The following is a 25,707-nucleotide window of genomic DNA, read 5'->3' on the forward strand; positions in this document are numbered from 1 at the left end:
TTCTTTTGTTGGTTCTTTTACTTCTTCTTTGTCAACTATATTCTGGATTACTGTTCCGTTAAAACTTATACTAGTTTCATCCGAATCTAAATCAAATTTATATACCTTTTCACCCGAAGTACTCCATTTCATTACTCCATTATTAAACGTTCCACCCTCACTTGTTAGCTCAATATTCTCAATAATTTCTCCTTCTAAATCATATACAGGAACTTGAATTTCTTCATTTACTTTCGCTTCGTCTAAAAAGATTTTCTGTCTTCCAACGTCAATTGAAAACCATTGGCCTAATTGTATCAATGGCCTTACATCACGAATCTCATTTCCGGCTAATTTTAAACTGAGTAGGTCTAACATTGAACCAAGAACTGATGCATCTTTAATACGATTATCTGCAAGGTTTAACCACTGTAAATTTTCTAGTGAAGATAACGGCGTTACATCTTCAATTTTATTATGAGATAAATTTACATCCGTCAATTGTTTCAAGTTCGAGATAAATTCAATATTTTTCAACCCTATTCCTTCTAAAGTGAGGTTTTCTAAGTTCGTCATGTATTCTAAACCAGTTAGATTTTTTATCTCTTTTCCTTTTTCTTTAAGTATTTCTAATGTTTTAATCTTGAATAAATCTTCTTTTGTTATAGGGGCATTTAGATTCTCTCTACCAAAATTCTTTTGATTAATATGTTGTTGTAAACTCTTGTCGAGTATTACATTTCCATTTTGTTCTCGATCCTCTTTTACTGTTTCCTTTATTTCATCTAACCTTTCAACAACATTTTGAATTACTGTTCCATTAAACTTAATACGATTCTCTTCTGGCTTTATATCTAACATAAATTCGTATGTTTTTTCACCAGTAGTACTCCATTTAACAGAACCATTATTAACTATTCCATCTCCATTCTTTAATTGAATAGTATTGAGTGGCTCTCCTTGTAAATTATAGATAGGTATTTTAACTTCCTTATCTTTTTCCACATCATCTAAAAAGATTTTTTGTCTTTGAACGTCAATGTACATTCTTTTTCCTAACTCTTGAACCGGTCTAACATCACGAATTTCGTTTGACCCTAGCTTTAAATCATATAAACCTGTTAATTGACTAAGTGGAGTTATATCTGAAATATAGTTTTCTTCTAAATTAAGTGATTGTACAGTAGACAATCTTGATAAAGGTTCGATGTTTTCTAATTCATTTTTAGAAAGGTCTAACTCTACTAATTTTTTCATTGGTGTAATATGTTCAATATTAGTAAGTCCATTGTTACTTAAAGATAAACTCTTCACATTCTTCAATTGCTCAATCCCAGCAAGATTAGCATTACTAATATGATTATTTGCTACAGTCAAAGTCTTTAAAGTCGTTACTGTAAATAATGGTTTAATATCTTTTATATCATTACTATTTAAATTTAGCATTTTGATCTTCTTCATTTGACTCAATGGGCTTAAATCTGAGATTTTATTGTTTCTCAAGTTTAAACTCTCAATATTCTCTAACTCAGTCAAAGGTCCAATCTCTTTAAGTTCACCATAAGTTATACTTAATGATTTCAATTGTCTCAAATTCAAGATAAATTGTATATTTTCTAACTTAACTTCTTCCAATGTTAAGGTTTCTAAGTTAGTCATATATTCTAAACCAGTTACGTTTTGTATTCCTTTACTTTTAGCTTCAACGACTATTAAAGATTTAATTTTTAATAAATCTTCCTTAGTTATTGGCGTATTTAGATTCTCTCTATTCAAATTATATTTATTAATATGCCTTTGTAATTGCTTATCTAATATTACATTTCCGTTTTCATCCTGTTGATCCTCTTTATTTTCCTTTTGCTTTTCTGGAACATTATTTTCTAAATTTAAAGCATTTACTTCAAACTGCACTTGATATTTATTATCATAGGCCATTGTCGGAATATAAATATGCATTTGCATATCATATCTTTTTCCTAATTCTCCTACTTCAAACTGAATCACTTTCGTTCCATTTTTCTTTTTATCTTCTGATATTACTGTTACATCATGAAACACACCAGGAGTATGAATATCTTCTGTTTTCAAGTATTTGAAGAAATCACTATCACTTAACGTTGCCGTTACAATTTTCTTTCCATTCTCAATCGTTAACTTAGGATCCTTTATATAAACAGCTGCCATAGACTCCTCATTCGTTTTATCTTTATATGCTTTCATAACAGCATCATATGTACCATCTTCTAAAGTCTGTCCAGTTTTATTCGCCTCGATTGCTACTGCCGCTAAAGCAGGCGTTGAATACGTAGCAAATGGAAGTGATAACGCCGCAGCGATAATCATCGCATTTATATGTTTTCTTTTATTTTTTTTCAACTTTACATCTCCTCCAAAATATATAAATCTAAATGTAATCATATCTCGAATAAATGATAATGATTTTCATTATCATTGTCAACTGAAAAAATAAAAAGTTAACAAAAAAATAACCCCTTTTTAAAGGGGTTATGCCATTTTCTCTCCTGATTCTTCTCTAAAGAAGCTCTTCATCGCGTGGAATACATCTGCTTTTTGCTTTAAAATATAATATCTGAAATTCTCATCTTTAATATTTTTATAGGCTGACATGAGGGTACTGTGGCGATTGTATTGGTTTAATTAGCAGGGATGTAACCGAATTTAAATATATTCTGTTCCCCAAACTCATTTGTAACTTTATTATGTTTACCTTAATAAATACATAAAACAATATTAAAAAACCTTCAAAAATGGACCAATAATCAAAAAGAAGCCTTACTGGTATACAGAAGGCTTTTTTGTTTCAATCAAATGTTGATACAAGCGAAGTAAGTGGTCTTTTATCCCCATAACATTCCATTTGTACTTTTAAGCATATGTTTGTTATATTTACTGTAGTAGTATTGTAGTAATACTCTGGAGTATATAATAAAAGAGAGATGTTGGCGCATCTCTCTGGGTAACTGTTATCATAAGATCGGTTGCCAAAATATTATTTTTGTTTAGAATCGTCCTCACGCTGGCAGGCCTTTGGGACGATTCTTTTATTTGATTTATTTTTGATTTTATCAGCTAACTTATCTCCGTATGCTGCTAAGATTATTGTTAAAAATCCCTGAATAGGATCATGTAATAAATTGGTTAAGTAATCAAATAGTTCCGTTATTTCCATCTTCGCACCTCCCTTCCCTCAAAAAATATTAGAGAAAGGATAGCAACTCAATCACCTTACGATAACAATTGACTTCATCTTAACATGAAAAACAGTAAATTTAATAATCCTAATTAATAAAATTTCTTTCATTAATTCTTACAAAATTATTAACCTTCAATATTTTAATAGGTTTTTATTTTATAACGTAGCCTTCCTATAATATAGGAAGGCTTTTCTTTTAAAAGAACATATTAATGATATATTGGCTTGCTATATTTGCTAAAAACGTAACCAAAAATGCCAGGATAAATTTAATAAATTTTTTCATATGTATCACATCTCCTTTCAATTGTTTTATATATGGTAGATTCTATTCTTTGCTTTTATAAGAAAAAAATGGGCTGAGGTGGTCGAATCAAAATTTTTTTAATTCTTTTGGTCTCCTTAACCTTTTCAGCGTAAAAATACAATCCTAGTAATTTACAAATGTAATGGGTAAATTGGAATCAAATAAAAGTAAAGGAATGATTTTAATGAAACAAAAACGAGTTGTATTTGATGTAAATCATGATGAGGTGTATCGCTGCAAGGAATGTTTTGATGTTGCATTCCGCGTGACGTGGATTTCAACAGGGCGAGGAACGATTAATCTGGAATGGATCTTCGTGTATTGCCCAACGTGTGATAAATTGCGATGGCAACGCCGCGAGTAAAAGAGAAGGGGAAGAATTCCCCTCTCCTTTATTTCATTTTTTCTTTACAACTTCCGAAATGTAATTAAGTTGCACTGTTATGATGCTTGTTAATGCATTTGGATAGAGGGCACTTTTATGTTAAAAAATCAGTTCCAAAGCTCCTTACCAAAGACAAAGTACCATAACAAACATGAAATATCGTTTGCAGAACTCACTTAATGTACGAAATTCGCGTTTTGGATACGACTTGATTTCTTAACTTGATAGCGTTGGCGGTACCCCACATCCATCAACTTAAGAAAATCCACTATCCTCAAATATAAAAAACGCCATCCTTTCCTATAATTCTACAGAAAGAATAGCGTTTTTTTCTTTATTGGTAGTGTGAAACCTTAGTTTGATGAAGGTCCACTTTTAAGAAGTGTTGTATCTTAGACTCAAATCAATAATCCCTCATGCCTCCTTACAGCGGGAATGATAAGGCATTTTTTATTTACCCAATTACCGAGCTCTCAAATGTTTTAAATAGTTACCTATCCCCCAATCACCGAGTATGTTTATTTCTCTAAATCACTGTCCATAATAATAAATAAAGACAAACCCTTTATCCTTAAGATACATGCTCTTTCTCAAGAGCATCAAACTCGGTGATTAGGGGGGAGTGGTATACCACTCCCTCCTAATCACCGAGTAGCAAAAGAATTTTCATCTACAGTTCACCCCAAATACCGATACATCAATAACGAAAAAACAGCCACCAATGTGATAGCTGTTTTACAAAATTAAGCTGATTTGATTTTGTACATCACGCTTTGAAAAATCGGTTCGTAACTGTAATGAAATATCATATTCATTACGCTTTTTATTTTCTTTAATGAATACAGATTGAATGAGGGGCAATAAAAATCGTCTTTTATCCATATCGCTTATTTCTTGAAGCTTGACATCATCTTGAAATACTTCATTCAAAGTATGTAACCATGTTTCTTTACTTTTTTCAATTTTTTCTTTAAGGATGATTTGCTGTTTAAAGTCGTTCATTTGTTGTATGATTCCATCTAGTTTTCGCTGTACATCCGAACGATAAATCGCTAAGGACTTCAAAAAACGTTTATCATCGTTATTTTTCATACGCTGTTTGAGCTCTTCTGTAATATTGTGAAGTTTGATGGTGTAGTTTTCGAAGAGATGCTGATGCTTTTGAATATTGTTATTCAATTCTTGTATCTCATACCTAATTTTTTGTTCTATAGCATGATACACATTATGAAATCCACTTATTTTTACATCAGTAAGTGTTTGATTAACTACTTTATCATGAAGGAGGTCTGCATCTATTCTTAATTTGCAGTTAGAACAGAAATAAATTTTCCCTCCATACTTTTTATTTGTAGAACTTATTGTTTGTTGATTCTTTGTTTTCATTAGTTCCTGGCACTTTTCACAAGAAAGCAATCCTTGCAAAAGAAAACTTGTTTTGTAATGTTTAGGAACCATATTACCATTACGTTTTTCTGAATAAATACGCCAGCATGATTCCCATGTCGTTCGTGAAATAATTGGCTTCACATAGTAGTTTGGTGCTTCGACCCAAATATCCCTTACATTTTGCTTTCCACCTGTTTGTCGGCGCCATGATAATAAACCACAATAAAAAGGATTAAGCACAATCGCCTTTACATTCTCTTTCCCCCAATCTTTTCCGCGTCGGGAACCGTTAGGGAGCGTATTAGCAATATGCTGAAATCCATGACCATTTAAATATAAGTTGAAGATTTCTTTTACATAGCAAAGCTCTTCGGGGTGTTCTATAAACTGCCCACTATTCTTATCATATGTGTAACCAAACGGAGGCTTACCACCAAGCCATTTCCCTTGTTTTGCTTTGTTTTCTAGACCTGATCGTGTTCTGGCGATAATGGTGTCCACTTCATATTTGGTAAAACCATCTTCCATAAGTTGCACAATCAAGTCAGTATCAGTATTATACACAATTTCGGTTGAACTAATAATGATGGGAATATCTAGTGTCTTCATGACAATACGTATCGTTTGATGCTCAAGAGGATCTCTGGCCAAACGATCACTTTTATAAACAATGACAAAATCAAATTCTTTTCTTTTTGCCGCTTCGAACATATTTTCAAGTTCTTTCCTACTTGTAATTTTATTTTTCCGAGCGGAAACAGCCTTATCAAGAAAAGAATGAGTATGAATACAATTATATTTGCGAATCACTTCCATAACGGAATTCAATTGCATATCCATATCTTGTTTATCCGTAGAATGACGCCCATAAAAAGCAGCCTTCATATTTGGTTGTAATATATGAGAAAGCTTCATGATGTTAACACCTCTTGAGTACGTAAGAATGGGTGTTTAAAAATAATTTCGCAGTTCTTTCCGTCAGTTTTAACTTGTTGTATTAAATCTTGAAAAAAGGAACCTAACTGTCGATTCTCCTTTATCTCGTCATAGGACAACGACATAGAGGATTGATAATTACTTATCTTTTCACGTAATTGCTTTACATCACTTAATTCCTGTGTTACCTGTTCTTTTTGTTTTTTATATTTTGCCAGCTCATCATACAGCGCCATAATTTCGACTTCTTTCTGATCCTTATAAGGCGCATCAGTTTCGTGATACCACGTATCTACTTTTGTAATTAACTTTTCATTCATAAGCTGGATTTTCTCTTCAATGGTTTGTATTTTCTGTTGTATTTGTTTTTTAGCATTTTGTTCATATCGATCGAATAGTTCATGAAAATGGGAAGTAAGTAAGCTATCAAAATATTCCTTACAGCGTTCAAAGATTAATGGTTCAATTGTACTCTTCAGAACATAAACCGCATAATGATTTAAACATTTATACTTTAAATTTTCTTTTTTTCTGGCCTTTACTTTTTGTAATGATTCATTACATTTCGAACAAATTAATAAGTCTTGCAATGGATATAACACTTGTTCGAATACATAATCTTGATGAGTCTTTTTGGGAGATAAAATGGTGATAACACTACATGCTTTTTCCCATGTATTCTTATCAATAATGGAAAGTCTTTCATATTTACTAGTAACATCTTCACCAAAAATATTCATAGTACGCAATCCAATATATGTCGGGTTTAATACAATTTTTCTTATATCAGCCGAAGTCCAAGACTTACCGTTTTCTTTCAAGCCTAATACACTACAAAGCTCTTTCAAGGATTCATATTTTCCCGATACAAGTTCTTGATAAATCCTTTTAACAATTTGTACTTGCTTATCAACCAATTCAATTTCTTTCGCTTCTTTATTCCATGTGTAACCGTACGGAAGACGTCCTGGATTTTTACCACTTTGGAAGTTTGACTTTAATGTTTGCTTTAAACGTTCAATAATTTGTTCGCCTTCACGTTGGGCCATACCCGCCATAATTAATTCAAGATATTCACCAATTGGTGTGTAGTACACTGGCGGCTCATTCGGTGCAGTTAAAATAACATTTATTTTCTTGTTTCTTAGTATTTGATAAATTTCATAATACTCCATCACATTTCGAGCTAGTCGATCTCGCTTAAATACAAATAAGGTTCCGACATCGTTGTTGTTGATATCTTGTAATAATTTCTGTAGAGCTGGACGTTTTTTAAAACTTACTTTTCGGGCTGATACCGCTTCATCAATATATTCTTCATCGATAATCAATGCCATATCAATGGAGCGAGTAAGAACTGAATTTTGTTGCATTTCGATTGAGTTTTCCTGAGAATCAATTGAACTTCTATAATATGCAACGGTTTTCAATTCAGGACCTCCTCTCATGATGTTCTATTTACACTGTATGTATCAAAAATAGCAGCTAGTCCTTTTTAATTGCTTTAACTAATTCTTTTTCAACAATCTTGATATACGCTTCAAACCATTTTTGAGCTGATTCTGGATCATGAACATAACTTACTGATGTAATTGTAATTTTCTTTTGCTTATTCATTTTATGTATTCCTTTCAATAAATCCATGGAGGTTAGTCTTATGATAAATGAAATTGGTAAACACATTCGTACACTACGTACTCAAAAAGGCATTGGGCTAAACACTTTTGCAAAACAGCTTGGTGTATCACCAGCTTATTTAAGTAATCTTGAAACAGGAAAGACGGATACCATTCAACTTTCATTATTACAAAAACTACAAGATGAGCTTCGCCTCATTACAATAGATAATTCCTCATTAACCCAAGATGAAACAAAATATAGAATTGCTCGCGTAAGTACCCTATTACATAATTTGATACAACAGGATAAAGCATTTGGATATTATTTATTAGAGACTTTAGAGAAAGGTATTGATTTATCTCCAGCTTCACCTACTTTCCATAACAATGATCAAGATTATTATTTACAGAACTAAAAAAGCTATTCACAATAAAAAACAATTATTTATGTCGATGAATAATTTAGAAAAAAAAGAAGAGCATACCTCTTAGTAAAGAGGATGCTCTTTTTATTTTTCGTCTTCCTGACAACTCACTGCCGCTTCAACTATAGACCTTAAAATTGGATTTTTCTTTTCCCACTCTTGTTGAAACCATTCTTTTTGTTCTTCTTTTTCCATTGATGCAAGTGGTGAATGGATAATGACTTTTGTATTACCAAATTGGAATTCTTTCATCATATCCCCCCTTGCATTATATGTATGCAAGATAGAAAAAAAGACGAACTATCACTTTCATAGGACAAGCTAGCCATACATATTTATAACAATAATAATAGACAAGCAGGTAGGTGAAACTAATGTACCGTCCACAAGAACTTGATGTATTTATCTATTTACGTAAAAGTCGAAAAGACCTTGAAGAAGAGAAAAAGGCAATGGAACACGGACAACATTATGACACACTTGAACGTCATCGTACTCAGTTATTAGAACTCGCTCACAAAGAGCACCATAATATCATTGATATTTTAGAAGAAGTTGTTTCTGGTGAATATATATCTGAAAGACCTATGATGCAAAAACTTCTTCGAGAAGTAGAATCAGGCATCGCTAATGCTGTGTTAGTAATGGATTTAGACCGTCTTGGTCGTGGGGATATGGTAGATCAGGGGACGATTTATCGTGTGTTTCGCTATTCAGAGACATTCATTATTACTCCAACAGAAATTATTGATCCAAATGATGAAAATCAAGAGTTGACCTTTAGTATAAAATCTTTAATTGCTCGAGAAGAATTAAAAACAATTGTTAAACGTATGCAGCGTGGTAGAAGGGTTTCTGCAAAAGAAGGAAAATCTATCTCTCGCGTGCCAGCTTATGGATACTTACGAGATAATAACTTAAAACTTTATCCTGATTCTGAAAAGAGTTGGGTGATACCAAAAATTTTTGAATTAATGGCGAATGGAATGGGAAGACAGGCAATTGCCCAAGAATTAGATAGGTTAGGTATTTCCCCTCCTGAAGGTGAATATTGGAATCCTTCAACTATCTCCTCTATTATAAAAAACGAAGTATATCTTGGTCACATTATTTGGGGGAAAATACGTTATACCAAACAAAATGGAAAGTACACTCGTAAAAAAGTACCGAAGGAAAGATGGCAACGACACGATCATGCTCATACTCCACTTGTATCAGAAGAGTTATTTCAAAAAGCCAATATAGCTCATAGCAAACGTTGGAGACCTCCAACAATAAAAACAAAAAAACTTTCCAATCCATTGGCGGGCATCTTATTATGCAAACTATGTGGTCATTCCATGCTTTATCAACCGCGAAAAGATCGTCCTAACCCTCAAGTCCGTTGTGTACAGCCGTCATGTAAAGGAGTTCAAAAAGGAGCCTCCTTAGCACTTGTTGAACAGCGTATACTGGATGGATTAAAGCAAATCATCGAGAGTTTTGAGATACAAGAAAACATGGTACAAAAAAAGAAATCTAAAAATAATATTCAGCTACACCAAAAAGCTCTAGAAAAAAAAGTGAAACAAATTAATGATTTACAAAAGCAAAAAAATAAACTCCATGATTTATTGGAGAAGGGTGTATACGATATTGAGACCTTTTTAGAACGACAAAGCTCGATTGTAATACGTTTAAAATCTACCCAAGAAGAAATTAAACAACTTGAACATGAGATTAAGAGTACATTAAAAAGAGAAAAACATATAAATGGGTTTGTGCCCAAAATTAAAAATGTATTGGAAGCATACCATTCAACAGAGGATATAGAAAAGAAAAATCGCATTCTTAAGTCAGTACTTGAAAAAGTAACATATTTGAGAAGGAAGAGTTGGCAAAGAAAAGATGAATTTGTAGTCGAATTATATACTAGAATATAAAAAATCTAAGCAAAAAACTAAGCTACTTGTTTCTTGAAAACAAGTAGCTTAGTTTTTTTATGTTTAATTTCAATTTATTTAGCAAATCTAACATCATTATAAACAAGCCTATTATTTACATCCATATAATTATTAAGCAATATAAAATTCATTTTTAATAGCTAAATGACTACTAAGCTATAGATGGTTTCACACTAATTTCAAATTTACAGTTTATTAGAAGATTAACAACAGTTGCTATACCGAATCCTCTCTAGTATTCAATAAATTTAGACATTTAAAGCTTTATATAGAGCTTCTACTACATTTTTAACAGCTGGACTACTAACTTCTTTAGCTAAATATTTCTCTATCTCAATATCTTGGTCAAACTCATTTTGAACATTTACTAGTATCTCTGCAAATAACAATGAATCAATATCTAAATTTTGTAGAGTTGAATCAAGTTTTACTTCATGAAGGTATGTTTCTTTCTTAATAACTGCAATCAACACTTCTTGTACTTCCTTGTAACTAATTTTTTCACTTATTATACTATTCATATAAGATTCCCTTTCTTTTTAACATATATGAAAATTCATTTTTAGAATATCTCATCAATGGCTATTTATTTGTTGGCTTACAGTATCAAATTGTCACTTATTTGAAACTTGTAATCTATATCCCTATTCTATAGACCATCAACTAGCCTATCCGATAATTGACATTAATTTGTTGTATTCTGTTTCAATATAGTTTTGATTATGAAGTAATTTCTCTTGAAATTGTATTAATTCTCCAACAGGACCATTCTCTAATGGAAGATAAACTTCAACTAATCCCCTCATTATATTTATATCCTGTAAAACACTTTGCAATAATTCACCTGTTTTTTCCTTTTCAGTGCACTTTATTATTCCGTTTGCCTCATTCATACGAACCTTCATTTTCCATTCCAGCTGATCTATAAACTGTTCGGTATCATAGTCCATGCCTTTACCTCCAACTTCAGTATACTTCTTTCGTTATAATATTATATATACAAATATACAATATAATTTTACCACAAAAAAGAAAAATATACCATTAATTACAAGTTTAATTACCATTTTTTACCGAAAAATCAAAAGCTGCTGTACTCAAGCTTATTATAAATATAGATTTAAAAATACATATTGTTGTTGATAGATTTGTATTTAATATTCTATACAAATGAATAAGAGCTCAAAAAGTAAAATCTTTTCTCGATAAGCTTGATTTCCACACAAAATACAGCGAAATAAATATTCAGTTAACAGCTTAAAAGAAAATTCTTTTCAATAAAAGCTTTTTCTAAAATAAAATACTATATCTTAACAAAATATTGACTTTTCTATTTCTATGATTTACTCTTAATAAAGTAAGTGATTACTTGCAATTGTAGTTGAAAGTTTTAAAAAGATTTGTTAAAGGTTGGATGAAGTATGAATGAAATGACAAACACATCAGAACGTATCATTGAAGCTTTTTTAGAATTATTCCGCACTTATGGATATAAGGGAACTACAACTCGTTCTATTGCAGAACTAGCAGGCGTAAACGAAGTAACCATCTTCCGAAATTTCGGAAGTAAAAAGAAAATAATGGAAAAATCTGTAGAATTTTTATCGCGTAATATCGTACTAAAAAAATTAATGCATGAAGAAATGACTTGGAATCTTGAACATGATTTGTTATTGATTGCAGAGGGGTATCATCGATATATTGAAAAAATGAAAGACTTAATTTTAATTAGTTTTCGCGAAGCTGGAATGTTTCCAGAACTTAATGAAACTATCGCATTAATTCCTAAGCAATTAAAAGACGATTTAGTTTCATATTTTATTGAGATGAATAAAAGAGGTAGGCTCATTGAAACCGATATGGAAGCTCAAGCCATGAACTTTATTTGGATGAATTTCGGGTACTTTCTTTCTAATTCTCGCTTTAGCGATAATGTATTTTCAAATTCAAAAGAAAACTTTCTAAAACATAGTATCCAACTTTTTTCTAGGGGACTAACCCCCTAGTTCTTTTTTCACAACAAATGCAAGTATGCACTTACTTTATTTTTTTCAAAAAGAAGGAGTATAAAAATGAAAACTTTAAAAAATTTCTTTAAACATCGTGAAACCTTTATTGGAATTGCAACAGCATTTGCATTTCTATTAATTTTCTTCTGTGTATGGATGACTGCATACGATGGTGTTACTGATCGGGTAGATCAATTAAAAGTTGGATTAGTTAATGAGGATAAACAAATGGGGACAACTATTGAAGAAAACCTAGAGAAAAACTTACCCTTTAAAGTTAAAAGCTACGGTTCTGTAGCACATGCTAAAGAAGATATGGATGAACGTAACCTAGATATGGTTATACAAATTCCTGCAAACTTTTCAAGTTTATTGAAAGAAAATAATAATGTAGAAATTAAATATTTCATCAATCAGGCGAATTCATCTCTAACAAAACAAATCATGGCTGGGGCAACGAAAGATATTACTCAAACAATTAATAAAAATATATATACTTATAAACAAAAACTTATTCTTTCAAATCTATCTAAAGAACTAAGTACAGCGATACCATCAGAAGAATTGGCTCAAAAGTTATCAGAAAATATCACAAAAGTTTTGAATTCGTTAAACATTGATTCTGTTCAATCATCTGTCAAAAAAACAAATAATACAGAAGGCTTTGCAGCAACTATGCTTCCATTATTGATTGTTCTTGCATCATGGGTTGGTGCTATGATCATGAGTTTAAATCTCAATAGTGTTGCAGAAAAATTAAAAAGCATTCATAGCAAATGGTCTATATTTTTCACAAGACAATTTATTAATATTGTCGCATCTATTATCTTAGCTTTTATTACGTTAATATTTATGTCCTTGTTTGATATCAAATTAAATACAAATGTGTTTGAAACATGGGTGTTCCAAACTCTTGTCTTCTTCTCTTTCTTAAGTTTAACACAAATGTTTGTCGTTCTATTTGGACCTGCGGGTATGGTGTTTAACATTATTTCGCTTTCATTACAACTAGTTACTTTTGGAGTAATTGTTCCAAAAGCAATGTTATCAGACTTTTATCAAACTGTCGGTTCTTATTTCCCTGCAACTTATGTAGCAGATGGATATTATACAGTAATTTTTGGAGGATCAGACTTATCACACGATATGAACATTCTTCTTTTTGTTTCACTTATAACTATTGGTATAGCAATGGGAAGAATTATCATCCAAAAAAATACTAAAACCAAATCAAACACACTACCTACAGGTAAAAATGTTATGGTGCATTAAATCATACTACATATAGAGCTCTTTTAAATGAATACCTTAAAAATCGAATAATTTTTTCATCCGAAGTTGATTTTTTCTATTGTTAAGCTTAGAAAATTCCAAATACTATCCAATATAAGTATTCAACATCTACCCAATAGAAAATGACTTTTCTAAATAAAAAACAATAATAAAAAATAGGTACATTTGAAGCGCGCTGTTGATTCTAATAGAAAGCATTTAAGCAAGATATTCTAAGACCGCAAAGCACTGAACAGCCTTGCGGTCTTTTTACATAATAGATAACTTTATCGAAACTAACAAATGAAATTTATAATTAACAGATTCCATAAAAAAGGAACACAAGTAACTAAGAACATATAATTGCGTAATAATAAAATCATTAGAATATAAAAAAATAGTATAGCTTAAACTTTAAATACTCAAGGTTTAAGATTACAAAAAGAATTCCGGAACGTATTCCCTCTTCTTAATTTGTATTACAAGTTAATGTTAATTTGATGAATTTAATTATGGATTAATGCTGAATATCCACAAGATAACACAGTTAAAGAGAGATGAAACAAAATGATTTGGCGATCAGTAACACTCCTCTCTGTGTTACTCAAGTCGGAGCAGTATTCCTTTTAGGCACAAAACACAGCTAAAAGGCGTAGAGTTGCATAACACTAAATTTTCTAATTGAATACCTAGGAACGGAGCTTTAATTATGAACAAAAAAAATCGTCTTTATGTAAAAACTGAAAAAGTAATCCATAAAGTTTTCACCCAATTACTCAATGAAAAAAACTTCAATCAAATAACAATCAAAGATATAACTAGATATGCCGATATTAATCGAGGAACTTTCTATCTTCACTATCAAGATAAATATGATTTATTGAATTCATGTCAAGAAAAAATAATAGACGATCTCAAAAAAATATCTGCAGAAGTAGAAAAACTTAATATCATAGAATTGTATGAATCCCAAAAAAGTATCCCCTTTTTAATAGAAATGGTTCATTACTATAAGAATAACCATATTCTGTTGAAGGTTTTACTTAAAAGTGAGCATACTCTAAAATTTCAAAAGGAAATTCAACAACTAATGGCAGAAAATATTTTTAAACTGCCTCTTGCAAAAGAAAAAGAAAATAAATTATCCATCCCAAAACCTTATTTAATTGCCTATATTTTTTCTGCACACATTGGTATTATACAAGAGTGGTTTGATCAAGGAATGAAGGAACCACCTGAAGAAATAGCTAACTTTATAACTCAAATAAGCATCAATGGATTTATAATTGGTTCAGGAATTATAAATGTTTGATTACAGGAACCACCTCCTTAACCTCTCAAAAGAATGTTGAATTTCAACGTTCTTTTGAGCCATAAAATTCAATTTAGAAACCTCCTTTAGTACCCTATACCTACAGTTAAAAATATTTTTTAAAACCCAAAAATACTACACTATTCTTTTTTTATTTTGAATATTAACATACCTATCGATTGAATTATTTAATCCTTTAAGAAATTCTTGGAATTTAAAAATATTACTGCTATTATTCATTGCCTTATAGTAGCTATTATGTTCTAATAAAACCTCACCATAATTTCCATATACTTGAAGACCAAAAGTGAAATGCTCTTCTCTTTTTTCTGCATACGTAACTAAATAGTTATAAGCTTTAATCGGGATATTATATCGCACATAAGAATCACTATTATCTGTTTGTTTTTGCGAAAAGCAAAAACAAATAGATGTTTTATCTATAGTAATAACTATGGGAGAAATTATTGATTGATTCCCTTCTTCAGTACTTAAAGAATCCAAATTAGGTACTTGTAGCACTATAATTGAATCACTTGATTTTGTTTTCAAATTAATATTTGTATTATGTAAAGACATGAATAAGCCTCCTCTTTATCTATAAATATTTTTAATTTCTAATGGTTCATTACAAGAGAATAATTCGTTATACCAATATATCTATTTTACTTTAAATACCTTTCTGTACCTTTTGCATAAAGCTACCTTGCAAAAATAATAAAACTAATTTCTTGCATCTAAAAAAACACTTTAAACAATTTTCAACAAAAAGAAGTATGTTTTATCTTTCTGTATTAAATACTTATTAAAAATAAATAAAATTCTAGATGTGAATTCAAACTAATCGCAATAAAAATTTTTCACAGAAAAAATAAGATCAGAAGGTACTTCCTACTATGAAAGCCCTTCTGATGATAGAATACTTTAATAATAAATTTTAATAAAAATAGTACACCTTAAAGACTTACTGCCACTTTGCTTCCTTCTTTATACAAGTCTTGAAAATTTCTGTTCTCGGAATCCATATAACGGAAAATCTCTTCTCCAACCATACTTGCAATTTCATCATTTGAAAATATCGAATAATGATTACCTCTTATTGGTAATGTTTTTATCGAGTTAGTAAAATATTTTTCCCATATAATTTTAGGGACATCTTGTATATTTAATTTTTTTAAAATCTCAGGGTTTTCTTTTTCAATACATTCTAATAAGAGAGTATTGCAATTCAACTTAATATCGTGTTTATATTTTTTTAACATTACATGGTTTATTTCCCAAACATTAATTAAATCCTCTAACTGTTCCTCTTTTTCAATAGCAAGATTATTCTTTTCTAATTCTGATTGAATTATTTCAAATACATTCTTATATGAAGACTTATTATAATTTTCAATATAGTATGCATCCATTGGATAACTATCTATTAATATCAGTTGCTGAGCAACAACATTTTCATTTTCTAATTGTCTAGCTATTTCAAAAGCAATATTTCCTCCAAATGAATAGCCACATAATACATAGTCATTATTTCCATCTTGAATTTTTTTTATTTGATCTAAGTAGTAACTTGCCAATTGCTCTAATGAGAAATATGATATGGTATCAATGTAAGACATCGGAAAACTAATGAGCATCAAATTATAATTTGGATTTTCTCTTGAAAGCATTTTTTTATAGCCTAATACAGTTCCACCTGCTGGATGAAAAATATACATATTTTTTTTATCGGCTGAATAGTCATACAAACTTTGTATATTTTTAAATTTATTATGTTTATTATCTAACTTATGATTTTCTTTAAAAAATACTTCTCTGAATGTAGTATTTGAATTTAAAAAATCATTAAAGTCTAGTTCAACGCCACACTCTGCTTTAACTTCCTCTATCATTTCTATAAGTAAGAAAGAATCCATATCAAAATTCTTCAATTGCATTTGAAGAATTTCTTCATTTTCAATATTTTCATATGATTTTATGATCTCGATAAACCTATCTATATTTTGATAACCATCTGGTGTCTGCAATTTTTTTTGTTCATATTTTGGATTCGGTTCAATCCATATTTGTTTCTTGAACAAATTCTCTACTGGTGTACCTATTTTTTTATATTTTAAAAGTTCTTGATATTCATTTCTTAGAAATGACAATTTTTCATCTATAGTTTTTATTATAAAAGAGTCCCTGATCTCATCATACTCTTCGACTTCATCAAGAAAATACGTTTTATCCAATAACAAATCATGTTCTACAAAAATTACATTATCGTAAATTTTTTTATCAAAAAGAAGGGTTCTAATCAACCGTTTTCTATCCACTTTTCCTAATAACGATAACCCTGCCACAACTTCTTCTTTGTAAGTTGAGAGTGCATCAGCATTTTTAGTTGATAAGGGTAAAATAAAGCTTGTTCTCTGATTATCCTCTGATAAGTCCCCCTCTTTTGAGGGAGCTGCTTCTAAAACAATATGAGAGTTAGTTCCTCCTATACCAAAAGAATTAATTCCAACATATTTTATTCTTTTAGATATATTTTCTTGAGCTATTGAAAAACCTTCTCCATCTCTACTAAGTAAAGGGTTTAATCCTGTAAAATTAGCTTGTTTTGGTATGGTTTGATTTTGTAAAATCCACACTCCCTTTAAAATTCCTAATAAACCAGAAACAGTATCTAAATGCCCATAGTTGCTTTTAATAGATCCTATATATGTAGATGTATTAGTTGAAAAAGCTTGCTTAGTTGATCTAATTTCTATAGCATCACCTATTGCTGTTCCAGTTCCATGCATTTCTATATATCCAACTTCTTCAATATTTATATCTGAATCTTCATACGCTTTCTTTATGACTTTACATTGACCATCAATACTAGGCGAAGTATAACCATTTTTATTATTTCCATCATTATTAATAGCAATCGAATTAATAATTGCTAATATTTCATCATTGTCTCGCAAAGCATTTTCATATTTTTTTAAGGCGATTACTACACCACCATTTCCTGGTACCATACCATCTGAATTAATATCAAACGGCGAGCATTTACCAGTTTTAGAAAAAATACTATTTTCTTTATAAAAATAACCATTTTCTGAATCACAAATAAATTTACATCCTCCAACTAATGCCATTTCAATGTCGTTAGTTATTAAACTATCAATGGCAAGTTTCATAGCAACTAATCCACTAGAGCAAGCGCTGTTAACTGATAAACTTATTCCCTTTAAATCGAATTTGTAAGACACTTTAGTAGCTGCTGTATCTGGTATATTATTTATAAAAGTTGAATAAGGTAAATCTTTATTCTCACTTAAAATATTATTATATAAATAATCCCCCGTTGTAGTAGCTGAAAACACTCCTGTCTTATCTAAAAGATTTTTATTATTTAAATATCCATATTGATCTAGGGTTTTCCAGCAAAGCTCTAGAAATATTCTATGTTGTGGGTCCATGTTTATTACTTCATTATGAGTTAAATTAAAAAAGTCAACATCAAACTTTTTCATGTCATCTACTATATATGCTTTAGAAATTTTATTAGTTTGATTTTCTTGATCAATATTTAAATTTGTAATGGTATCGATTCCGTTAAGTAGTACTTCTCCAAATTCACCTAAATTCCTAGTTTTAGGTAAGTCAAATGAGACTCCAACAATAGCTATTTTATCCATGATTATTTTCTCCCCATAACAAAATTAGTAGTAATAGCTTGTACGCTACTAAATTGAAATAAATCAACAACCGAAAATTCTTTGTTTACAGTAAAATTCTTTATAATTTTATTATGAATATCTATTAATTGAAGAGAAGATATCCCCATGTCAAAGAAATTAGCATCATTTTTTATTTTTTCTTTAGGGATTTTTGTGTAATCTTCCAAAGTTTCTTTAAACCACTCAATAAATAAATCGCCTGTGTTAGCTAAGCAATCTTTAGTATTTGTATCACTTCTTAACATTTTAATGTCAATTTTTCCATTCTGTGTTAAAGGCATTTCTTTAATTTGAACATACTTATTTGGAATCATATAAGGAGGTATTTTATGATCTAGCCAATTATTAAAAACGTAAGTTTGATCATCAGAGATATTCTCTTTAAGAACTAGATAAGCGATAATTTGTTCATCATAATAATCCATCTCGCATTGAATTACATTATTATGCTTTTGTAAATTATATTTGATTTCATCCAATTCAATTCTGTATCCGTTTTTTTCAATTTGATTATCTTTTCTACCAATATAATTTATATCCTTCCCTTCAATATACTCCCCTATATCTCCAGAAAAATAAGTTGGTAATCCTTTATAATCAATGAAAACTTCACTTGATAACTTTCCATTATTTAAGTATCCTGGAGACACACTTTCACTTGAAATACATATTTCACCCACTCCATTTTCAATAGGGTTTCGAGATTCATCCACCAAAAACACTTTACTTTCTCCAATACCCTTTCCAATATTAGATATTTTAGGTGATAGAAAATCAATCTCGCTAATCTGATGATATGTAGCATGAATTGTAATTTCAGTTATACCATACATATTTATGAAACGTGTTCTGTTATATTTTTCAAAGCTTTCTTTTATCATTTCAACTTGTAATTTTTCTCCACCAAATATCACATATTTTAGATTTTCTACATTACTTGATTGTAAATACTTCTGTAATCTATAAAATGCTGTTGGAGTTTGGTTTAAAATATTAACATCATATCTCTTAATCAACTTACTAATTTCATCAAATTGATACAGTTTAATATCTCCAGGTAGAACTAGACTCGAATGATTTAATAATGCACCAAATAATTCCCAAATAGAAAAATCAAATTCTAATGAATGTAAATTAATCCAAACATCATTTGAATTAAAATCGAATAGATCCTTTGTATTCTTAAAGAGCGTTATTAAATTATTATGGGTAATTTTTACTCCCTTTGGCTTTCCAGTTGTGCCAGACGTAAATAATATATAAGCAATTTCTTTTTCATCGACAAAAATATCTGAAAATTCTTCAACATTTTCTATTAATTTATTTGTAATATTTATAGTATTGTCTTTTTTAATATCATTAAAATTCACTTCAATATAATCATTTAATTGTGAGCGAATATTCTTTAAACGAGCTAATGAAGTATTGGTATTGACAGGTATAAATGTTTTATTTAATTGCCATATAGCAATTATTGTTGTCAATGAAAGAATAGAATGGTCCACATGTACTAAAATGTTTTTTTGTTCATATCGTTGTAAAATATTAGCAATTTGTTTTGCTTTTTTTATAACTTCGTTATATGCATACTCTTTGTCAAAAGATTCGTAAATTTTAGATTTCACATCACTACTATTATAAAATGTTGTAACAATATTATTAGTCATTATAAAAACCCCTATCCGCAAATATTTAAAATTTCTTTTTCTATTTTATTTACTAGTTCTTTTTTATCATCTATAGTATCAATCTCTATTGAACCGTCTTCTTTTGCTCTAATATGAATTGTAGCTGGACATTCTGTGAAAAATATATTTTTGGCTTTCATTTTATACTCTGTTGTTCCAAACACAAAATCACTTGGATAGTAAGTAAAAACAATTGGGAAATACCCACCAGGTACTTCCTTTCTAAAATGAGAAATAAAGTTAAAAGATTGAAATCTTAAATTTTTAAACAATTGAATTTCAATATCCTTAATTCTTTCCTCAAAAGTATAAGGAGCCCCTAGATTAATATAAATAGGTAATACATTCACTAAACAAGATGTAATATTTTTATTATTTCTATTTCTATTTGGAACAGGAACACCTATAACTAGTTTTCTCATACTAAACTGTTCTTTCATCGCTATAGCAAGGGCTAATATTACTTTTGCTGATTGATTTCTAAAATCTGAATTTAAATATTTTTCATTTTCAATATTTATTACTCTAAGTTTTCTTTCATCACTTACTACAACTTGATTGACTTTATTAAATTCTTTTAAAATGTCATTTTTGCTTTCAAAATACTTAATTGCTTTATCATGATTTAAAGTATTTTGTTGGGCTGTTATATAATTTTCAAAACTATTTTCCACACTATTTTTCAATTCAACTTGAGATATGCTTCCATTATATAATTTGACAATTTGATCAAAAAAAGCAATACCACTGAAGACATCAAAAATGACATGGTGTACAGACATAAGAAAATACAGTTTTGTTCCTTTTGTTAGTAATGCCGTTCGAATTAGCCGATCATTGCCTAATATATCAAAGTCTTTTGTGAAAATTTCTTCTTCTTCAATTCCACGGATATCCTCGTTTTTTCTAAAAATACTTAAAATCTCTTCGGGTGCAAAATTGCTATTTCTTTTAAATCTAAATTGTCCATCAAATATTTCAAAAGTCACTTTAAGTAGCGGATGAGTATTTAATACTTCAAGTAAACATCTTTGAAAACGATCTAAATCCGTTTCTGAGGGTAATTCAAAAATACTATTTAACATATACTTTTTGGAACTCTTATTTATTAAACAATACAAACTAATTTCTTTTTGAAATTCATTTAGTGGGTATATCATCTAAACACCTTTCTTTTGCTATAAATTGATTTTCAGATATAATATACTTTAGTTCCCTTATAATATTAATTAAGATTTCACTGGAATCAATTGTTACAAAGCTCATAACATAACCTGGAATTATTTTTAGAGCATACCCTTTATAAAATTTAAAGTTATCAAACTGAAATTCATATACTCTAACACCCTCAATCTCTTTAATGCTAAAGTTTCTTATAGTATATATATCTTTATTAGCTAACAATCCTATTTTTAGGACTTTTCCTAATGACTCTTTTACACTAGCCATCATGTACTTAAGCTCTCTATCTAATTCAAAAACTTTATTTTCATGCTCTAATATGCCATTTAAAGTTAAATTCTTTTCAATGACTTGAATATCAATACCTAAAGGCTGTTTATTTTCAAAACATGCTACAAATACTAATTCACCCGAGTGAGAAATCGAAACTTCAACACTAGAAATATTCTCTAGGAATGGAGCTCGCAAATAATTATGAGAAATCGTTATTTCTTGAAGTCTACAGTTAGTATATTTTTTACAAATCATTCGTTTAATAAGATAGCGACTGGTCAAGAATTCGTTCTTTTTCTTATCGCTAAGTCTTTCATATTCTAAATATTCCTTTTCATTTATAATTTTATCCGGATTCAAATTACTGCGTATAGATGATATTGATAAGATTTAAATTCCTCCATCCTAATAAACAAAGCGAAATTATACCTTAGTTTAACTTTATAATAATTTAAATTTATATGCGTAATTCCAATTCAAATTTGTAGATCGAGCCTGCTTTCTTACGACCATTTTAACTTTTGCTCCCACTTTTAATTTAGAAGTATCAAACACATCAATTATTTCTCCTATTATAACTGGACCATCTAGCAATTTAATAGAAGCTATATATCTAGGCGAGTTTTCTCCATAACCCATAACCGCTACCTGAGGTATGCCGCTGTTTATTACATTTTGAATAGTGCCAGTATGATTAAATTGATACGATTCTAACTCTAAAGAATGGCAATTAGCACATACTCTTCTTCTTGGAAAAAACTGAGCCCCACATTTTTCGCAAACACTCCCTTCAAGTCTGTACTTTCCTCCTTGTTCTCTCCATTCTCTATAAGTAGAAGCTACCATGGGATTAGGAATTTGTTCTGGATATTGTTGTGACATATATTATCTCTCCCCCTATTTTTCTGCGCCAATAATTATTGATACTGCAGTAGCATAATATCCACCAATTACCGTCGACATACCATACTTACATTCATTATTTAACTGTATTCCCATTGCTTGACCCTGAAGTTGTTTTGCAATTTCAATTACTTGATATATACCACCTGCGCCAGCAACATGTCCTCTACCAATGTTTCCACCATCAACATTAACAGGACATTTACCATCAGGATCAATGTTACCATCCAAAATATATTTATAAGCTGTTCCTTTTTCACAAATACCAGCGGCTTCTAAAGAAATAAATGGGTTAACCCCCATGTCATAAAGTCCCAAAACATCTATATCTTCCGGTTTTATATTTGCTGATGCATAGGCCTTCTTACAAGCCAAAGCAAGTGAGTACCCACTTGCCATATTGGTTTTTGGGGGCTTTTCTGCTTCCTTATCTTGAATTAATTCAGGGTGATATTGATGTCCAAAATAATGCGAACTGCTAGAAAAACCTACGCCTTTGATAAATACAGGATTTTCACAATATTTATTTGCAAATTCTTCTGAAGCTAAAATTATAGCCGCTGCCCCTTCTCCTGGGATAAGGATATTCCCATTAAAAGGCATTTTATTCAAAATTTCTACTGGAGGCATTGGGTTTCTATACAAGGTTGCAATAGGATTATGATATGCATTTTTACGCATCAATTGTGCAAAATGGAGCAAACTATTTTGCGCATCCTGTGTAGAAACTTTATTTTCTTTAAAATATTCATCCGCTAGCATAAAAGCGTCTATATGTGAAATCCCTAAATTATAGTCATACATAACATCTGTACTCATTAGCATATAGTTTTCAAAAGGAATAATATCAGTTTGCTTATCAAACCCACATACTAACACAGCTTCATACTGACCTGATAAAATCATGTTGTATCCTTCAACGACAGAAACTGAACCACTTGAACAATTCGCAGTATTTAGAAAACATGGGATAGGAGCTAACCCAAGAGCATCTACTAAAGTGGCTCCTGTACCACCATGTCCTATCTCTCCCTCTCCAGTAAATGAAAAAGTTGCTCCATCAATTAATAATGGATCTATCTTTGCATTAGCAATCGCCTCATAACTAGCTTCAACCACTAGTTCTTTGAATGTTTTATCAACCATATTTAAACCAGGGTTTTTGGTAGCTCCCATTCCTATAATGGCCACACTATTATTCATAAGCACTTAACCTCTTTCTTATTTTTATTAAAGATATGTATTGAAAGAAACTTCTGGTCTAATATATTTATATTCATACTTAACAGCACTAGCATAGTCTACATACATATTATCTTTATTCACGTCATATTCTACAGGCATTGTATTTTTTTGGAATTCTTTTATGTAATCTGTCACTTTTAGGCTAATAGCATCTGCTCCTGCTCCTCCTCCATAACCTACAACTAAAATTTTATCGTTTGGTTCCGCAACGTCTAGTATTTTTGCCAGTCCTATTAATGGTGAGGCTGCTCCTGTATCTCCAATTTTATTAGCAAAGATAGATGGAGTAATTTGATCTTTTTCAAATCCCAGTGCAGTACCTACTGCATAAGCACTTGCGCCATTAATCTGTTGAAAAACCCCATATTTATAATCATTTACTGTTGTATGCTCCAGTTCGAAAAGTTTATTGGCTGCTTTTACTGAATGTTTTATTAAGCCATATGAAAGTTTATCCCTATTTAGAGGCATGCCAGAACGGATATATCGTTCGTCTTCCGGCCGAATATCATCAGGAAAGTCCGATGTATACGAAGCTATTCCTTCAATTTCAGCAATTATATTTTCTCTCCCTATTAATAAAGAGGCTGCTCCTGCTCCTGCATAAGGTTCTCTTTGATCCCCAGGAGGAATGTGTCTATTTACTGTATCTGAACCAATTATCATAATATTATTTGCTAAACCCGATTTAGCCAGCCCATATCCAATTTGTAGAGCAGAAGTTCCAGATTTTCCAGAGAACTGTATATCCGAGCACATAGCATAATGATTATTACCTATCATCTCAAGAATTGTTGCAGCACTCGCTCTCGAAAGATCAGGGTTTGTTGATGTTCCTAAATAAATTGCCTCTAAATCATTATTTTTAATTACCGAATTTTCAATACACTTAATTGCTGATTCTAATCCTAAGGTTATAACATCCTCATCAGAATTGAGAACAGCTCTCTCATCCACATTAAGAATTTTCTTTAAAATATTTATATCATTATTTTTCCAAACATCAATAATCTGCTCTATTTTCATTCTACGAATAGGTACTTTTACTCCATAACTCACAATTCCACATTTCCCCACCTAATACCATTCCTCTCTTCAAAAAAATTAACAAATCCTATATAATGGACATTTGTCCATTATGAAAATTTTTCACCTCCTTTAATGTCAACTTAATTTCTTATACCTCTAAATCCCAGTCGATCATTATATATAATTTATAGGATTTACAATGGATAATTTGATTACATATCAATATCGCTTTTACTTTAATTCTCCTAAAAACCAGCGTAATAAAAATTAACACTCTATTCAGAGTTCTACACCAAATATCTATTTAACCCTATAGGTTGTGCAGATTTAATTATCACGACAATACAGATTAATCTTTTGCCCATTGCCTTAACTCAATTCGTTTAATGCCAGTTATATCATAATCTTGAAAATATGTTCCCTTAAAAAACTTGTATTCTAAACATATATCGCACTCATTATTAAACCAAGTGTAATATTAACTAAATTTAAATATAAAATTGGATAAATATATTTTCTTGATAAAAAAATATAAACATTTTCTTTGCTAATGTTCATATCTAAACTTTCCAAAAGTAATTGTACACCTTTTTTTTCCATTGTCAAATAAAGTAATTTTTAATTTTTATAAACATTTATTGGATAAATTTGTTTTTTAGGGGGAATCTAATATTTACTCCTTTGAAAACTTAATGCGCATAAATATAACTGCCTTTTTTAAAAAATATAAACACTTTTTTAATTATTGTTCATAATTAGACTTTTCGAAAGTAATTGTACACCTTTTTTTTCCATTGTCAAATAAAGTAATTTTTAAAAATTCATAAGCATATATGATACGAATTGGGTTTTTCGTGGAAACCCTATGCAATATTATA

At 30.1% G+C, this 25,707-nt stretch carries 22 protein-coding genes and 1 pseudogene; 6 read left to right on the plus strand and 17 right to left on the minus strand.

The window, feature by feature from the left end; genetic code table 11:
• The 3 genes and pseudogenes from MR113_RS21185 to MR113_RS21195 all read right to left on the minus strand — a co-directional run.
• Window positions 1-2,358: NEAT domain-containing protein (locus MR113_RS21185; protein ID WP_242256704.1), on the minus strand; the 2,358-nt coding region annotated here is incomplete at its 3' end.
• Between the two features lie 129 nt (window positions 2,359-2,487).
• Window positions 2,488-2,640 (minus strand): annotated as a pseudogene (locus tag MR113_RS21190) (sporulation protein YhbH); the annotation flags it as partial.
• A 352-nt stretch (window positions 2,641-2,992) separates the two neighbouring features.
• The gene (locus MR113_RS21195) at window positions 2,993-3,172 is read right to left on the minus strand and encodes a hypothetical protein (protein WP_197241420.1); all 180 of its coding nucleotides are present in this window, start codon (window positions 3,170-3,172) and stop codon (window positions 2,993-2,995) included.
• A gap of 482 nt (window positions 3,173-3,654) precedes the next feature.
• On the opposite strand from MR113_RS21195, the gene MR113_RS21200 reads away from it, so the two are divergent.
• Window positions 3,655-3,867 (plus strand): hypothetical protein, encoded by a 213-nt coding sequence (locus MR113_RS21200; protein WP_242256706.1) that lies wholly within the window; start codon window positions 3,655-3,657, stop codon window positions 3,865-3,867.
• A 756-nt stretch (window positions 3,868-4,623) separates the two neighbouring features.
• Here the strand turns inward: MR113_RS21200 and MR113_RS21205 are convergent.
• From MR113_RS21205 to MR113_RS28400, 3 genes are read right to left on the minus strand one after another with little or no spacing between them, the layout of a single operon-like run.
• Window positions 4,624-6,192, minus strand: a complete 1,569-nt coding sequence (locus MR113_RS21205; protein WP_098632141.1) for a recombinase family protein — start codon at window positions 6,190-6,192, stop codon at window positions 4,624-4,626.
• Window positions 6,189-7,643 carry a recombinase family protein gene (locus MR113_RS21210; RefSeq protein ID WP_242256708.1) on the minus strand — a complete coding sequence of 485 codons (1,455 nt, stop codon included), beginning with the start codon at window positions 7,641-7,643 and terminating at the stop codon, window positions 6,189-6,191. Before MR113_RS21210 ends, MR113_RS21205 begins: the two co-directional genes overlap by 4 nt.
• Before the next feature lie 55 nt (window positions 7,644-7,698).
• Complete coding sequence (locus MR113_RS28400) at window positions 7,699-7,830, minus strand: hypothetical protein (protein ID WP_255285506.1); 132 nt, start codon at window positions 7,828-7,830, stop codon at window positions 7,699-7,701.
• Between the two features lie 40 nt (window positions 7,831-7,870).
• Here MR113_RS28400 and MR113_RS21215 point away from each other — a divergent pair, with 40 nt between their 5' ends.
• A complete protein-coding gene (locus tag MR113_RS21215) occupies window positions 7,871-8,248 on the plus strand; it encodes a helix-turn-helix domain-containing protein (RefSeq protein ID WP_098632137.1) in 378 nt (125 codons plus the stop codon).
• Window positions 8,249-8,341: 93 nt separating this feature from the next.
• On the opposite strand, the gene MR113_RS21220 is transcribed toward MR113_RS21215, so the two are convergent.
• A complete protein-coding gene (locus tag MR113_RS21220) occupies window positions 8,342-8,509 on the minus strand; it encodes a hypothetical protein (RefSeq protein WP_166504398.1) in 168 nt (55 codons plus the stop codon).
• 122 nt (window positions 8,510-8,631) lie between these two features.
• Between MR113_RS21220 and MR113_RS21225 the strand changes: the two genes are divergently transcribed.
• Window positions 8,632-10,179, plus strand: a complete 1,548-nt coding sequence (locus tag MR113_RS21225; RefSeq protein WP_098632134.1) for a recombinase family protein — start codon at window positions 8,632-8,634, stop codon at window positions 10,177-10,179.
• 269 nt (window positions 10,180-10,448) lie between these two features.
• Here the strand turns inward: MR113_RS21225 and MR113_RS21230 are convergent, their stop codons facing one another.
• Together MR113_RS21230 and MR113_RS21235 are read right to left on the minus strand one after the other, a co-directional pair.
• Complete coding sequence (locus MR113_RS21230; protein WP_098632131.1) at window positions 10,449-10,721, minus strand: acyl carrier protein; 273 nt, start codon at window positions 10,719-10,721, stop codon at window positions 10,449-10,451.
• A gap of 147 nt (window positions 10,722-10,868) precedes the next feature.
• Window positions 10,869-11,150 (minus strand): hypothetical protein, encoded by a 282-nt coding sequence (locus tag MR113_RS21235; protein ID WP_098632129.1) that lies wholly within the window; start codon window positions 11,148-11,150, stop codon window positions 10,869-10,871.
• Window positions 11,151-11,621: 471 nt separating this feature from the next.
• Between MR113_RS21235 and MR113_RS21240 the strand changes: the two genes are divergently transcribed.
• From MR113_RS21240 to MR113_RS21250, 3 genes are all read left to right on the plus strand, one after another.
• Window positions 11,622-12,206, plus strand: coding sequence for a TetR/AcrR family transcriptional regulator (locus MR113_RS21240; RefSeq protein ID WP_098632127.1), 585 nt, complete (start codon window positions 11,622-11,624; stop codon window positions 12,204-12,206).
• 66 nt (window positions 12,207-12,272) lie between these two features.
• Window positions 12,273-13,481 (plus strand): YhgE/Pip domain-containing protein, encoded by a 1,209-nt coding sequence (locus MR113_RS21245; protein WP_098632125.1) that lies wholly within the window; start codon window positions 12,273-12,275, stop codon window positions 13,479-13,481.
• A 709-nt stretch (window positions 13,482-14,190) separates the two neighbouring features.
• Window positions 14,191-14,793, plus strand: a complete 603-nt coding sequence (locus MR113_RS21250; RefSeq protein ID WP_098632123.1) for a TetR/AcrR family transcriptional regulator — start codon at window positions 14,191-14,193, stop codon at window positions 14,791-14,793.
• Window positions 14,794-14,928: 135 nt separating this feature from the next.
• On the opposite strand, the gene MR113_RS21255 is transcribed toward MR113_RS21250, so the two are convergent.
• The 8 genes from MR113_RS21255 to MR113_RS21290 all read right to left on the minus strand — a co-directional run bounded on the left by MR113_RS21255 (window position 14,929) and on the right by MR113_RS21290 (window position 24,859).
• A complete protein-coding gene (locus MR113_RS21255) occupies window positions 14,929-15,372 on the minus strand; it encodes a hypothetical protein (protein WP_098632121.1) in 444 nt (147 codons plus the stop codon).
• Between the two features lie 377 nt (window positions 15,373-15,749).
• The gene (locus MR113_RS21260; RefSeq protein WP_242256710.1) at window positions 15,750-18,467 is read right to left on the minus strand and encodes a beta-ketoacyl synthase N-terminal-like domain-containing protein; all 2,718 of its coding nucleotides are present in this window, start codon (window positions 18,465-18,467) and stop codon (window positions 15,750-15,752) included.
• 2 nt (window positions 18,468-18,469) lie between these two features.
• Entirely contained in the window at window positions 18,470-20,176 is a 1,707-nt protein-coding gene (locus tag MR113_RS21265) for a non-ribosomal peptide synthetase (RefSeq protein WP_242256713.1), read from the minus strand.
• Between the two features lie 11 nt (window positions 20,177-20,187).
• A complete protein-coding gene (locus MR113_RS21270) occupies window positions 20,188-21,357 on the minus strand; it encodes a condensation domain-containing protein (RefSeq protein WP_242256715.1) in 1,170 nt (389 codons plus the stop codon).
• Complete coding sequence (locus tag MR113_RS21275; protein ID WP_242256717.1) at window positions 21,338-22,012, minus strand: 4'-phosphopantetheinyl transferase family protein; 675 nt, start codon at window positions 22,010-22,012, stop codon at window positions 21,338-21,340. Before MR113_RS21275 ends, MR113_RS21270 begins: the two co-directional genes overlap by 20 nt.
• An 81-nt stretch (window positions 22,013-22,093) precedes the next feature.
• The gene (locus tag MR113_RS21280; protein WP_098632110.1) at window positions 22,094-22,534 is read right to left on the minus strand and encodes a Zn-ribbon domain-containing OB-fold protein; all 441 of its coding nucleotides are present in this window, start codon (window positions 22,532-22,534) and stop codon (window positions 22,094-22,096) included.
• 15 nt (window positions 22,535-22,549) lie between these two features.
• On the minus strand, window positions 22,550-23,758 hold the full coding sequence (locus tag MR113_RS21285; protein ID WP_098632108.1) for a thiolase family protein: 1,209 nt from the start codon (window positions 23,756-23,758) through the stop codon (window positions 22,550-22,552).
• 27 nt (window positions 23,759-23,785) lie between these two features.
• On the minus strand, window positions 23,786-24,859 hold the full coding sequence (locus MR113_RS21290; protein ID WP_242256719.1) for a hydroxymethylglutaryl-CoA synthase: 1,074 nt from the start codon (window positions 24,857-24,859) through the stop codon (window positions 23,786-23,788).
• Window positions 24,860-25,707: the final 848 nt, after the last annotated feature.

Origin of the sequence: Bacillus cereus group sp. BfR-BA-01379, assembly GCF_022663605.1 — a bacterium.
GTDB classification, from domain to species: domain Bacteria; phylum Bacillota; class Bacilli; order Bacillales; family Bacillaceae_G; genus Bacillus_A; species Bacillus_A mobilis.

Excerpts from the sequence above, each read along its gene's own strand:
- MR113_RS21285 (WP_098632108.1), bottom strand. The coding sequence starts at position 23,758 with ATGAATAATAGTGTGGCCATTATAGGAATGGGAGCTACCAAAAACCCT.
- MR113_RS21265 (WP_242256713.1), bottom strand. The coding sequence starts at position 20,176 with ATGACTAATAATATTGTTACAACATTTTATAATAGTAGTGATGTGAAA.
- MR113_RS21230 (WP_098632131.1), bottom strand. The coding sequence starts at position 10,721 with ATGAATAGTATAATAAGTGAAAAAATTAGTTACAAGGAAGTACAAGAA.
- MR113_RS21220 (WP_166504398.1), bottom strand. The coding sequence starts at position 8,509 with ATGAAAGAATTCCAATTTGGTAATACAAAAGTCATTATCCATTCACCA.
- MR113_RS21215 (WP_098632137.1), top strand. The coding sequence starts at position 7,871 with ATGATAAATGAAATTGGTAAACACATTCGTACACTACGTACTCAAAAA.
- MR113_RS21270 (WP_242256715.1), bottom strand. The coding sequence starts at position 21,357 with ATGATATACCCACTAAATGAATTTCAAAAAGAAATTAGTTTGTATTGT.
- MR113_RS21250 (WP_098632123.1), top strand. The coding sequence starts at position 14,191 with ATGAACAAAAAAAATCGTCTTTATGTAAAAACTGAAAAAGTAATCCAT.
- MR113_RS21235 (WP_098632129.1), bottom strand. The coding sequence starts at position 11,150 with ATGGACTATGATACCGAACAGTTTATAGATCAGCTGGAATGGAAAATG.
- MR113_RS21245 (WP_098632125.1), top strand. The coding sequence starts at position 12,273 with ATGAAAACTTTAAAAAATTTCTTTAAACATCGTGAAACCTTTATTGGA.
- MR113_RS21255 (WP_098632121.1), bottom strand. The coding sequence starts at position 15,372 with ATGTCTTTACATAATACAAATATTAATTTGAAAACAAAATCAAGTGAT.
- MR113_RS21205 (WP_098632141.1), bottom strand. The coding sequence starts at position 6,192 with ATGAAGCTTTCTCATATATTACAACCAAATATGAAGGCTGCTTTTTAT.
- MR113_RS21195 (WP_197241420.1), bottom strand. The coding sequence starts at position 3,172 with ATGGAAATAACGGAACTATTTGATTACTTAACCAATTTATTACATGAT.
- MR113_RS21280 (WP_098632110.1), bottom strand. The coding sequence starts at position 22,534 with ATGTCACAACAATATCCAGAACAAATTCCTAATCCCATGGTAGCTTCT.
- MR113_RS28400 (WP_255285506.1), bottom strand. The coding sequence starts at position 7,830 with ATGAATAAGCAAAAGAAAATTACAATTACATCAGTAAGTTATGTTCAT.
- MR113_RS21240 (WP_098632127.1), top strand. The coding sequence starts at position 11,622 with ATGAATGAAATGACAAACACATCAGAACGTATCATTGAAGCTTTTTTA.
- MR113_RS21260 (WP_242256710.1), bottom strand. The coding sequence starts at position 18,467 with ATGGATAAAATAGCTATTGTTGGAGTCTCATTTGACTTACCTAAAACT.
- MR113_RS21225 (WP_098632134.1), top strand. The coding sequence starts at position 8,632 with ATGTACCGTCCACAAGAACTTGATGTATTTATCTATTTACGTAAAAGT.